General features: G+C 65.7%; 6 protein-coding genes. All 6 read right to left on the minus strand.

The genetic code is table 11. The features are described 5' to 3' along the window. Positions 1-58: 58 nt before the first annotated feature. Positions 59-445, minus strand: a complete 387-nt coding sequence (locus JFN90_RS15745) for a hypothetical protein (RefSeq protein ID WP_199396079.1) — start codon at positions 443-445, stop codon at positions 59-61. 111 nt (positions 446-556) lie between these two features. Next, positions 557-1,264 carry a tetratricopeptide repeat protein gene (locus tag JFN90_RS15750; RefSeq protein ID WP_199396080.1) on the minus strand — a complete coding sequence of 236 codons (708 nt, stop codon included), beginning with the start codon at positions 1,262-1,264 and terminating at the stop codon, positions 557-559. Continuing rightward, entirely contained in the window at positions 1,261-4,539 is a 3,279-nt protein-coding gene (locus JFN90_RS15755) for a tetratricopeptide repeat protein (protein ID WP_199396081.1), read from the minus strand. The genes JFN90_RS15750 and JFN90_RS15755 overlap by 4 nt, the downstream gene beginning before the upstream one ends. Next, positions 4,536-6,440 (minus strand): tetratricopeptide repeat protein, encoded by a 1,905-nt coding sequence (locus JFN90_RS15760; protein WP_199396082.1) that lies wholly within the window; start codon positions 6,438-6,440, stop codon positions 4,536-4,538. The genes JFN90_RS15755 and JFN90_RS15760 overlap by 4 nt, the downstream gene beginning before the upstream one ends. 3 nt (positions 6,441-6,443) lie before the next feature. Continuing rightward, entirely contained in the window at positions 6,444-7,175 is a 732-nt protein-coding gene (locus JFN90_RS15765; RefSeq protein ID WP_199396083.1) for a hypothetical protein, read from the minus strand. A 35-nt stretch (positions 7,176-7,210) separates the two neighbouring features. Next, a complete protein-coding gene (locus JFN90_RS15770; RefSeq protein WP_199396084.1) occupies positions 7,211-12,334 on the minus strand; it encodes an OmpA family protein in 5,124 nt (1,707 codons plus the stop codon). Positions 12,335-12,448: the final 114 nt, after the last annotated feature.

Consider the following 12,448-nt stretch of genomic DNA (forward strand, 5'->3'; position numbering starts at 1 on the left):
ACTTCCTCCTCAGTGACCCTCTTGGGTCAGTTGATCCGCAGTATGCGGTTATTTACCTTCAGTTGGAGCGCGGGCCTGCCGCCGCTTGCCCCTTGTTCCCGGTGCTCACCTCGTAGAAGGCGACCTCCCGCAGGAAGACGTCCCGGTCCACCGGCACCTGCCGCTCAGTGAGAGTCCTGGCGAGGCTGGTCTCGGCACCGAGTTCGGAGGTCTTCCAAGGGACGATGAAGAGCGACATGGGCGCCTCCTTGTTGCCGAGGATCGACATACCGCCGACCAGCTTGGCCTCGGGATCAGCGGGGCCGGCGGGCTTCACCGCGGCCACGTCGACGTTCGGATCGACGGGGACGGGGCCAGCCGGACCAGTCGGTCCCTCGTCCTGCGCCACAACTATGGCGATGGGGAAAAGGATCAGGAAAATACAGAAAACCAGCTTGGGCCACATACGCTCCTCCTTGAAACGACGGTGTTTCCGACAAAATGTGATCCGTTTGTAACGGCGATGCCTCAAGGAATGTCCCCCCGACGACTTCTCATGCTCGTTTAACTCCATACCCTACCGCGCCGCCCCGCTGTTGAGGGCGACGTGGCCGGTGCGGGTCTGCAGGTCGGCGATCCACAGCTTCACCTGCTTGTCCTCGGGGGCCGCCTTGCTGTAGGCCTCGTAGTGAGCCTGGGCGCAGGAGAGGTCCTTTAAATAGAGATCGCAGAGGATGGCGAGGTTCTTCTCCAGTGGGCGGTATTCGGGGAATGCCGCCAGGCTTTTCTCGTAGGCGGCGCGAGCCTCGGCGAAGCGCCCAGCCTTGCGCAGCAGCAGGCCGTACTCGTTGCCCGCCACGGGGTGCCCGGGGATCGCTTCCAGCGCGGCCTTCAGGTGCTGCTCGGCCTGCTCGGGTTTGCTCATTTGGCTGTAAGCGCTGGCGGCGTTGATGCGGGGCGCGGTGAGGGTGGGCGCCTGCGCGATCACCTTCTCCATGAGCTCAGCGCTCTTTTGGTACTCGCCCGCTTTCAGAAGCTCGTTGGCCTTTTCGAAGTCGGCGCGCGCCTGGCCGTTCAGGTGGGAGGGTTCGCTGATGACGAAGCCTTCCTTGCCGTCGCCCGGACGCTTCACCGAGGGGCCGGATGGCTGCGGCGCGGGTTTCTCGGCCACCGGGGCCGGTACGGCCTCTTTCTTCGTCTGGCCGCCGGTCGCGCACCCGGTGAGGACCAGGAGCAAAAGGGCCAGGATCAGGAAACCGGGACGGCTGTTCGTCATTCGCTTCATTTGTTACCTCCCTTTGCGCGCCGCTTCGCCGCGGCCTTCTTCGATTTTTTCGCCTTGGCCGTTGCCGCCTTCGGCGTAACATCTTTCTTTTCCGCCGGCGCTGCGCCGGTAGCGGCTGCCCCCTCCGCGACGCCCTCCGCGACACCGTTGCCTGCCGTCTTCCCTTGCTCTCCTTGGGCCGGCTCCGCCGCCGCGCCCGCAGCGGGGTTGGCAGTGGGGACAGGCTCGGCCGGCGCCGCGGCGTCGCTCAAGACCGGGTTCATCCCCGCCTGTGCCGGTGCCGGTGGAACTACCGGTTTTTCGATCTCGTAGCTGTAGCTCTCCAGGGAGGCCATGATGCCGCTGGGGACCTCCGGCTTGTCGTAGCGCACCGGCAAGAGCTTGGCCAGTTTGCCCAGGCTCTTGTCGATCCAGCCGTTGTAGACGCCGACGGTGATGAGCTCCATGTTCTTCTCGTGGACCGTGATCGCCTTCTCCTCGAAGGGATAGGCCTGTTCCTCCAGGGCCATTTCGTATTCCTGCAGCTCCTGGGGGTTCAAGTCGCCCGGCCGCTCGGAAGCCGTGAGCGCCTTGCTGAAGTGCGCGTAGATCTCCGCGAGGTAGAAGGTCGCCGCCGCCGTCACCTCGCCCACCTCGTACTGCGGCAGCTTGTTGAAGGCCTGGGTGGTCGCCTTCATCAGTTCCTTCTTCTTGCGCAGGTTGGTCTCGAACGGCTGCACCAGGCTGACCTCGGTGAAGCGCTCGTAAGTCTGCTCGGCAAGCACCAGGGCGCCCTTGCCTGCCAGGTACCTGGTACGCGGGGTGCGCGCCGGGCCGGCCGCGGCGTCGATGGCGACCATCTCCGTCAGTTCGTCGAGGTACCCCTTGCGGTCGTCCTCCTTCAGGATCTCGCAGACCTTGTTGCGCAGCTCCAGGTTGACCTCGACCGGCTCGGGGAAGTAGCCGACGTAGCGGCGGTACACGGTGAGGGCCTGCTTCTTGTTCCCGGTCTGCTGGTGCAGCTCCGCCGCCAGCATCAGGGATTCCCTTCTGACCTCCTCGTCCTTGAACTCCGTCTCCAAGCGCTCGTACTCGCCGGCGGCCTGTGCCAGCTGCCCGTCTTCCTTGTAGACGTGGGCGAGCTTCCTGGTGACCTCCGGCTGCAGCTCATGCCCGGGGAAGAGTTCCCTGAACCCGGCGAGGACCGCGGTGGCCGCTTTCCACTCCTTGAGCTGGATCAGGGCGACCGAGGCGTCGTACTCGGCGTTCACCCGGATCTTCGAGCCGGCGGCGATGCGGCCGACGCGCAGGAAGTGGTCCGCTGCGCCCCGGTAGTCCTTGGCGACGTTGGCTTGCTCCCCTTGCTTGTAGATCGAGGCGGCCAGGTTGTCGTTGAAGCCTTCCCGGCTCTTGTCGTCGGCCGGAACCAGGGCGAGCACCTGGACGTAGGCGGCCTCGGCCTCCGGGTATTTCTTGAGTTCGTAGCAGGAGTGGCCCGCCACCACCCAAGCCGACTTGAGCACCTCCTTGTCGGCGGCCGGGAAGGTCGCGATCAGCTTGCGCCCGACCGTGAGCGCCTGCTCGTAGTCCTTGAGCTCGTAGAGGTCGTCCGCGGCCGCACCAAGCACGATCGCCGCCTTCTCGTGTGCCGGGAAGGTGTCGGCGAACTTGAGCGAACTGCGCACCGATTCGCGCTTGACCTTGTCCTTCTCCTCCGCCTGGGCGCCCTTCAGCTGTTCGCGGTAGGCGAAGACGGCCGCGTAGCCCGCGGCGGATGACTTCTCGTAGCGCGGGTAGTCGTAGGCTGTCTTCTCGTATTCCTGCGCCGCCCGGGCGAAGGAGCGGTTCTCCATGAGCAGGTCGGCCATCTGGTAGTTGACCGACGGCGACTCGGTCTCTTTGGGGAAGGAGACCAGGAACTCCTCGTACCAGTGCAGGGCCTCCTGGAAGCTCTCCTCCTTCTCTTTGACGTGCCCGGGGTCCTGGTACAGCGCGTGGTAGTGATGGGCCAGGTCGGTGAAGTTGGTCTTCAAAAATCCCAGCACCTCGGGGCGCTCGGCTGGCTGGAAATGCTTCCAGTACTCCGCCTTCAGCCCGTAATTCTTGGCGAACTCCTTCTTCGCCTCGATCACCAGGGTCGGGAAGCCGCCGGCGATGTGGATCTCGATCACGCGCATGTGGAACTGCGGCGAGACGCGGTGGAAGGGGTTGCGCGAAACGAAGGCGTTGTAGGCCGCCGCGGCGTCGCTGTAGCGGCGCTTCTCGTAGTAGAATTCGCCCAGGTTGCTGTAGACGCGATCCTCGTAGGCGCGCTTGCCGTTCTTGTCGAAGTACTCGACGGCGGAAGCGGCGCCATGCAGGTAGGAGAAGCTCTGACTGACCACCCGGAAGGTGTCGTCCACCCGCTTGCGCTCCAGGTCGTCGGTGGTCTGGGCGAAGTCGTAGCCGGTGGCGACCTTGTGGTCCAAAAGGGCTATGAAGCGCTGCAGAGCCTCCTCGTAGAGCTCCTGCTTGTAGAAGGTCCACCCCAGCTTGTACAGGGCCAGCTCGTAATACGAGGTGCCGGGACCGACATCCACCAGCCCCTTGTAGACCGCTTCCGCCTCCAAATACTGTCTGTGGGTGAAGAAGTACTCGGCGCGCCGGAACTGCACCTCGTTTATGTAGCGGGACTGCGGGAAATCACGGACCATGCGCTGCATGACCGCCATGGCCTCCTCGGTCTGCCCCAGCTCCTCGTGGGCGCGGGACATCTGGTACAGGACCTGGTCGTTCCCCTCGTAGCGCGGGTACTTGTCCAGGAGTTGCTGGTAGAGCGCGATCGCCTCCCGAGCCCCCGCCCGCTCCAGCCCTTCGCTTTCCGCCTCGCGAGCACCCTTCGTCTGCGCCCCCTGCAGCGCCCTCTTCTCGAAATCTGCATCGGACTCCCCTTGCTTCGCCTGCGGGGCATGGGACGGGGAGAGCGCGGCCGCCGGTTGGTCAGCGCGCTCAGGCGCGGAGAGGCCCGCGGCCAGCACCTGGCCGGCCGACGCCGGGCCGGAGAGATAGCCGTATTCCTTCTCGACCTTCAGGTCGGCCAGGCGACGGATCGCAGCCGGGGTAAGCGCCGATTCCGGCGTTTGCTCCAGGAAGCGCTGGTAGCCCGCCATGGCCTTGTCCAGCCCCCCTTCGATGGGCTCTTCCTTGATTTCGAGCTGCACGTTGCGCAGCTGCGCGATGGTCTCCCTGCCGCCGCCCGATTGGCACGCGGCAAGAAGCGCCGGGACTGCCAGGAGTAGGAATCCGATCCGCCTCATTCGCCCACCCTCTTTTGAGCCTGCGCCTTGTTGGCGCGGTCGTAGCTGTCCGCGATGGCAAAGCGCGCGGTGACCTGGAACTGCTCCAGCCGTGCCCGGCGCTTGGTCATTTCGTCCACGGCCATGGCTTCCAATATTTTCCCCTGGCGCGGCAAAAGGGCGGTCACCTTCTCCCGGGCCGACGCGATCCGTGTGCGCTCGCTGGCGATGGCCTCGTCATACCCCTCGTAGCTTTGCGTCGCCGCCTGGCGGGTGCGCATGAAGGAGTCGTACTGACGCTTGAGCCGGTCGGTCTCCCGGTTCAGGTGGTCCAGGTCCTCGTAGGTGTCGGTGAGGCGCTGGTGGTACTGGGTGGCGATGTTCCAGGAGATCGCCCCGCGCAGCCGGGCCAGGCGCTCCTTCACATCGTCGGGGAGCGCACCGCCGGCGGCATGCTCCAGCCGCGAGATCTCCTCCAGGGCGATCCTCTCCTGCGCGGTGGCCAGGTGGTCCGGGCGCGGCGCGGTCAGCATGGCGTGCAGCCGCTTCTCGATGCGGTCGCACTGCTCCTGGCGCAGACGTATCTGGGAGTCGAGCTGCTTGAAGGCCTCATCGATTTCGGGAAGAAGCGGCTGGTAGTAGTTCCGGCGCTGTTTGATCATCTCCTCGAAGGCGTTCAGGTCACCCTCCCAGGCGACGAGCTTGGCGCTTAACTCGTTCAGGTCCAGGTAGTTTTTGAGAGACTCCTGGAAATCATGCGAAGCCATCAAGTCGAGCAGGTAATAGGTCTCCGGTGCATCGGGCAGGCTGCGCAGCTTCACCACCCAGTCCGAGTCCTGCTTCAGCTCTTCCCGCGCCAAGGCCTTCAGGAACTTCCCGTCCTGCACCGAGGTGATGGAGGCGCCCAGCTTGTCGATCTCTTTTCCGAAGGATTCCAGCGCCTGCCCGTACAGAAGGGCCGCCTTCCCGTAGACCTTCAGCTTCCCGTAGGCAAAGGGCATGGCCAGGAGGGCCTCCTGCACCGCGGGATCGGTCACCTCGCGCTGTGCCAGGATGCTCCAGGGGACCAGCGCCCTTTCAAACTGTCCCTGGTTGGCGTCCGCCCACCCGGAACCCAGAAGCGCCCGGTTCGAGAAGGGCCCGGTCAGGCGCACCCGGTCCAGGACCAGCTTGGCGCCCGTGCCGTTGTTTTCGTCCAGGAGCTTGTATCCGAGCACCAGGTTGGACTTGTCCCTGATCGCCTGGCTGGAGGGGGCGGCGCTCGCGAGCTGCCCGGCGCGGTCGAGGTACTGCCGCCCGTCCTGCTCCTTTCCCTGCTGCATCAGTGCTATCCCCAGGTTGTAGCCGGCGAACCCTTCCAGGCTCTTCGCCCCCTGCAGGTCCTTCAGGACGCGCGAGGCGTCCTCGAAGCGGCCGTTGGCCATGAGGACCTGCGCCCGCAGGAATTCGACGTCGTCGCGGATCCGCTCCGGCACCTTGCCATGGATGCGCTCCACGGCCTGCAGGGCCTCCCGCGGTTGATCCTTCTGGAAGTAGAGCCGGGCCAGCCGGTAGCTGGCCGCGTTGCGCTGTGGCTCGTCCACCTTCCCCTCGATGACGGCGCGGATGGCGCGGCCGGCACGCAGGTGCATCCGGTAGCCGAGCTCGAAATCGCCTACGTCGAACTCAGCCTGGTTCAGGTGGGGGTAGAGCGCGTCGAGCGCGGGCTCGTCGACCCGGCGGTGCTGCCCGAGTTCAGTGTCCAGCCGGGCCACCGCTTCGAACCACTCCCCCTGATAGGCGTGGTAGAGCGCCTCCCCGAAGTAGACGTCCTTGAGGCCGCCTGCGGGACGGGAGTCCGCGCCCTTTTCCCCGGGAGTGCCGGCTGCCAGGGCGACGCTCGCGCACATCAGACAAACCAGTATGAGAATCAACCTGGACATGGCTTACCAATCCTTCACGGTGACGGTTTTGCTGCCGGCCAGGACCACCCCGACCAGTTTCGGGCCGATCCCCTTGGCGACCTTGAAGTTCTCTTCCCGTTGGAAATCCGCGCCGCTCTCGGTCTTGCCCAGCACCGTCACGCGCAGGGGGTGCTCGCCGGTCATGACGTTACCGACGTGGATGCGCTGCACGCCCCCCTTCTTCAGTGCCTCGATCTCGCTGAAGGTGTAGAGGTGATGGGCCACCTTCTTGCCGTCCAGCTCGATGGCCACGGCGTCGAGACGGAACTTCTCGCTTCCTTCCAGGGAGACGAAGATGGCGACCTGGGTGTCGGAGGGGTAGAGGAGCTTCTCTTCGAGCCGGTTCAGCTGCGTGGCGATGGAGAGGACGTCGGCCTTGATCTCCTGCACCTGCTCGTCCAGCCCCTTGGTCTGCTCCTTGGCGGCTTTCTGCTTGACCTGCTCCTTTACCGCCTCCCGTTCCACCTGGCCCTTGGCGGGCTCCCCTCCGGCGGGGCTCTCGAGAGCCTGCTGCGTGCCGGAGTCCTCCGCGCCCTCCGGGGCGACCGAGTCCTCCACACCATCCGGTGCAACCGAGTCTTCCACACCCTCCGGTGCTACCTGCTCCTGCACACTCTCCTGCCCCTGTAGCGCGGCGGCTTCCTGCGCGTGGACCGGTAAAGTCGACAACAGCATGGAGATCACGAGGACGATTACCTTCAGAACTTTGTTCATATGTGCCACCTATGGTTAGTTGTGTGCATCAATTGCTAGATCATCCCCACCACGTTCACGAAGACACCCTGGTGCCGGTAACTGTAGTCGGTCAGGTCGTCGGAGAAGTCGCTGAAGTTGTAGCCGGCGCCGACCTTGAAGTTGTTGCCCAGGTGACGGTAGATCCCCAGAAGCACCCCGCTGCGCCGGTCCTGCGCGTCCGGCAAGTCGAGCAGGCGCCCTTCGGCGAGCGCGTCCCACTTGTGCAGGAAGTGCCAGTCGACCCGCGCCACGAAGAGGTGGGCGCTGCTGTCGAAGTACTCCGGGTTGACCCGGTCCATGCTGACCTGGCCGAGCCGGTAGGCGTACTTCCCTCCGATGGTCCAGCGCGGCGTCAGGTCGTACATGGCGTCGACGGACGCGATGTGGCTGCGCTGCATGACACCCGCGCTCGTGCTGGTGCCGTTCACCTGCCCCGCCGCCGGCAGGTTGTAGAAGTAGGTGTACTTAACCAGGGCGTTCAGGCGGTCGTTGGCGACGGGGCGGTAGGCGTAGCCGACCACGGCCTCGGTGTAGCTGCCGTCGTAGAAATCACCCGCCGAGCTGGTGCTCTGGGAATAGTTGAACTTGCCGATCAGCCGCCAGTCCGGCGTCACCTGGTACTTCAGGCTGTTCTTGAAGAGCCAGGTGGTCCGCTTCACCCGGCTCAGGTCGGACTGCTCGGCATCGTCCACCCGGTATTCCACCACGCTCGAAAGCTTCACCTTCGCGAACCCGTACCCCGCGCTCACCCCCAGCGCCGTCCTCTTCAGCTCCGCGCCGGTCAGGTTGTCCTGCAGGGTGCCAAACTCCCCCTTGACCCCGAAGTTGAGGCGGTCGGTAGGGGCGAGATCGACGCCGTAGGAATGGAGCAGGCCGCTGGGGACGTCGCCGTGGGTGTAGCGTTCCTCGCCGTAGACGCTGGCGCTGTCCGAATAGCGGGTGCGAAAGCCCGAGGTCACCGCCCCTTTTCTCGCCTGCACGCCGTTGTCCGAGCGCTCGTTCTCCAGGGCGTAGTTCAGATAGAGCGTGGTGCGGTCGCTGTAGAGGTACTCGCTGCCGAAGCGTCCCGCGACACCCTGGTCCCCCCCGGAGAGTTCGCCGTTCACCTTGAAGCGGTCGGTGAAGCGGTAGGCGCCCCCCACGCCGCCCCGGCCGTTGTCCTCGCGATTGCCCGTGGTCAGGATCGACTGCTGACCGAAGAGGTAGCCGCTCCAGCGCGCCTTGGAGTCGTAGCCGACCTTCCCCACCAGGTCGGTGCGGTCCCCGGTCTCTTGGGTCAGGGGGACCACGGCGGATTTATCCTTGCGGCTGTCCAGGCGCGCACCCACACCGGCGCTCCAGTGCTCGTCCACCTGGTAGTTGGCATTCACCTCGGCCGTCGTCGTCTGAAGCCCCTGGTCCACGCTGCGCTGGTCCGCCTTCAAGTTCACCTTCAGACGCTCGTTGACCGGGACCTCGGCCGTGCCGCCGACTTGGGTGGTCTCCTTTTCCGCGACCTGGCCCGGCGCCGAGTACCCTGCCTCCAAAAGCTGGCTGTACAGGGTCACGCGCCCCCGCCAATCCTTGTTGAAATCCTGCAACCCGAGGCTCGCATCGACCCGGTAGGCGCTGGCCGCCGTCGCGACCTCTACCGGGACCTGCACGGTGCCATAGTTGAAGCCGCCATCGAGCGAGGTGGAGGTGAAGAGCCCCGCCCCCTTGCTGCGGCCGGTCTCCAGCTTGAGCCAGGTGGCGGCGGACTTGCGCAGGGTGAGGTCCGCGCCGGCGAGGCTTTCGTCGATATCCCCGTTCTTGCCGCTGGTGCCGGTGAGGCCTAACTTCACGTGATCGCCGAACCAGTAGTGGACCCGGCCGCCGATGGTCATGGTGTCCAGCTCCGCAACGCCCGGGGTGTACTCGTAGCGGGCCACCAGGTAGACCGGGTTGCCGCCCATGGTGTCGCTGTGCACCAGGAGGTTGTCCGCCGCCGTCGACTCCAGGGGGTGGGTCAGGACCAGGCGCCCCTGCAGGTAGTCGACATCGTAGTCCTGCACCGGGGTCAGATCCTTTACCGCCATGACGATTCCGGAGTCCTTGTCCCTTACCTCGATACGCACCCGCTCGGACCCCTGCAGGATGTCCTGGCGGCGCAGGTAGTAGAGCGAACCGCCGGTGCCGCGAAACTCGTCGCGCCCCGCCACCGTGCCGGGCTCGGCGGCGAAGCCGTCCACCATGAAGCGCTTTTCGCCGAAGCTGGTGACGCCGGGGATCTGGTAGTGGAGGTTCGCACCGTAGAGCCCGCGGTCCACGTGGGCCAGGTCGTTGTCGGTGTAACCGATCCTGAAATTTCCCCACAGGCCGTAGTTCTGATCCTTCTTCAGCTTGGCGTAGAACTTCCCGCTGGTCGGTGCGTCCTCGAGGACCGTGCTGTCGTCGCCGTAGGTCGGGAAGTGGTAGTCCTGGTCGATGCGCCTGAAAAGCGACTCGGGCGACTTGTCCAGGAAGTTGCTGAAGATCTCGTCCAGGGGACCTTCCCGCGTGTCGGCGCTGGCGGTGAGCCCCCAGCCGTCGCCGAATTCCCCCCTGGTGTAGAAGGCGAGGCGCCCCTCGGCGTTGAAGTCGTGGCTGTACTGCGGCTTGTCCGGGGCGAGGAGCTGGGCCGGGCCGGTGGTCTTGTCGGCCGAAAGGGTCAGGTCGGCGATCCCCACGGTGAACCAGTCGTTTTTGGTCATGGAGAGGTCGCGCAGGAAGAGCTCGCCGTTGCCGGACTTGTCCAGCACCGCCACCTCGACCGTGTGCATCCCCTTGGGAAGGATCTCCTCGACGACGAAGCGCCCCTTGGCATCCACCGGTCCCGGGTATCCGGCCAGCCAGACCCGGTGTTCGGGGGGGATGGAGCTGCCGTAGGCCTGGACGGTACCGCCAGCCACCGGGATGTTCCTCCGCGCGATGCGGCTGCCGCCGTAGCCGGCCAAGAGCTCCCTTTCCGGGTCGGACTTGGCGGCGCCGGCATCGAGCTCTTCGACCACCCAAAGCGGCTGGGGCACGGTCTCGTCGAAGTTCCCCTGGGCGTCGTAGACGCGCACCAGGTACTTGAGCTCGCGGGCCGGGGTGACCGGGTTGTCGAACTGCGCGCTCCACTGCGCCATCCCCTCGCCGTCGACGGGGACCACCGCCAGCGGGAGATCGCGCACCGAACGGGCCTCCTCGAAGATCCTCACCTCGGCGCGTTTGATGAAGCTGTGGTAGTTGGCGTAAAGGCGGAAGCGGACCAGGTTCTCCGCGAACTCCGTCCCGGGGAGGTCCTGGTAGCGGATACTGCGCGGCCAAGCGGTCACATTCAGCCGGGGCTCGCTCCTCAGGTTGTCGTACTTGAACTCGATCCTGGCGCGCTCCAGCGCCACGTCGGTGCAGCGCTGCAGGTCGGGGATGCTCTTGTTCAGGTCGTCGACCGGCTTTCCGTCCACGGAGATGCGCAAAAGGTTCAGCGCCAGGGGATCGGCCGTGTTCACCTCGCGGGTCATGCGCAGGATGTCCACCCCCTCGTAGTCGTTGATGGGGATCTGCTCGTCATAGACGACCTGCACCTCGACGCGCGACTCTCCCGTGCCGGTGAAGCCGGTGCTGACCACGTCCGCAGACTGCACGTAGCCGCGCCCCTCGAACTCCGCCTGCTTCACGGCAAGGCCCATCCTCTCGCTCGCGGCGGTCATGCTGCGGCGGGCGCGAGCCGTGGCCCAGCCGATGTCGTCGCCGTAGACGGCGGCGGTGCGCCGGTCCAGCCGCTCGTTGTTGATGTAGCCGGTAAAGCGCAGACGTACGTTGCTCCGGTCCTTGATCTCGTTCATGAGCTGTCCCAGCCGCTCGGTGTATCCCTCGGGGAAGACGGGGTTACCATCCTGGAACAGGATCGGGGGGATCGGGCCGGAGGGGGGATCGTAGACCCTGGTGACGGTCTCGGCGCCGGCGTCCTCCGGGCAAAGCTGCGGCTCGTCGGGGAGTTCCTGCATGGCGTCGTCGTGCCAGAACTCGACCGCGACGCGCCGGTTCAGCGCCCTTCCCTGGGGCGTGTCGTTGGTGGCCACCGGCTGCGTGGCGCCCTTCCCCTCGCTCTCGAAGGAGACGGCGGAGCCCTTGACGGCGTCCTGGACGGCGAGGGCCACGCGCCGGGCGACGGCCTTGGAGAGCCCCAATTGGTCGCCGTAGATTCGCTCGTCGCGCGCCTCCAGTGGGGTGGTGTCGCTGTAGGCGATGAATTTGACCGAGATGTTCTGCTTGCCGGCCAAGTTGTTCAGCGCCTGCCGGATCTGCCGCGGGAACTCCTCCGGCACGGTCACCAGGGCCGCGTCGTACTGCAGGGGGGGGGCCAGGTTCTTGACCCGGACCCGGTGGGCGAGCCCTTCCTTGTAACGCATCTTGCAGACCGTCTCGGTGCGGCAGACCTTGACCCGCTTCACCTGCGCCGGGACGATCACTTCCTTCTCCACCATCTTCTCGCCGATCTCGTCGTACCAGACCTCGACCTCCACCCGGCGGTTCAGTGCCCTCCCCTCCTCGGTGACGTTGGAGGCGACCGGTTTGGCGTCCCCCATCCCCTCATAGGAGATCGCCTCGGGCGGAAGGCCTAAGGCACGCTGGCAGTATTCGGCCGTGGTGCCGGCGCGCTCGCGGGACAGGCCGGTGTTGTCGCCGAATTTCGCCTGCAGCGGTCCGCTCAGCCTTTGCGTGTCGGCGTGCCCCACGAAATGGAGGCGGACGTTGTTGCGCCCACGCATCTTCTCCAGCACGCCGCGCAGAAGTTCCAGGTACTCCCGGGTGATCTCCGCCTCGCCGGTGCGAAAGCGGATCGGGGGGACCAGGTCGGCCAGCTTGACCGTCTTCACGTCCTTCTCGGCGACCTGGCGCTTCTCGGTGCGGTCCCCCTGGTCCTGCGCGAAGACGGACGGGTCGAGGAGCCACGGGGTGTAGGCGGCATCCTTCGGGAGGTGCCCTTCCGTCGTCTCACCGCGACCGGCTGCCTCCCGGACTTTCGGGGAGGCGGTCGCCGGTGCGCTCGCAGCCTGGGCGGCCGGTGCGGGTGTGCCCTCCGCGCGAGCGGCGGTCTCGGCTCCGGCCACGGAGGCCAGGATCATCAATGTAAGGGCGATACTTTTCACCATTGGTCCCATCCATCTACCCAAACAGGTTAGGTTCTCTTGCTGTCCCAATTTCAATGCAGGTCACCAATCTTTAGCTGTACAGGTCTCTGCGCTTTCGTCCCCCCTCCGGGGGGA

The sequence above is a fragment of the Geomonas propionica genome (assembly GCF_016458235.1).
In the GTDB taxonomy this organism is placed as follows: domain Bacteria; phylum Desulfobacterota; class Desulfuromonadia; order Geobacterales; family Geobacteraceae; genus Geomonas; species Geomonas propionica.

Excerpts from the sequence above, each read along its gene's own strand:
- JFN90_RS15745 (WP_199396079.1), bottom strand. The coding sequence starts at position 445 with ATGTGGCCCAAGCTGGTTTTCTGTATTTTCCTGATCCTTTTCCCCATC.
- JFN90_RS15765 (WP_199396083.1), bottom strand. The coding sequence starts at position 7,175 with ATGAACAAAGTTCTGAAGGTAATCGTCCTCGTGATCTCCATGCTGTTG.
- JFN90_RS15770 (WP_199396084.1), bottom strand. The coding sequence starts at position 12,334 with ATGGTGAAAAGTATCGCCCTTACATTGATGATCCTGGCCTCCGTGGCC.
- JFN90_RS15760 (WP_199396082.1), bottom strand. The coding sequence starts at position 6,440 with ATGTCCAGGTTGATTCTCATACTGGTTTGTCTGATGTGCGCGAGCGTC.
- JFN90_RS15750 (WP_199396080.1), bottom strand. The coding sequence starts at position 1,264 with ATGAAGCGAATGACGAACAGCCGTCCCGGTTTCCTGATCCTGGCCCTT.
- JFN90_RS15755 (WP_199396081.1), bottom strand. The coding sequence starts at position 4,539 with ATGAGGCGGATCGGATTCCTACTCCTGGCAGTCCCGGCGCTTCTTGCC.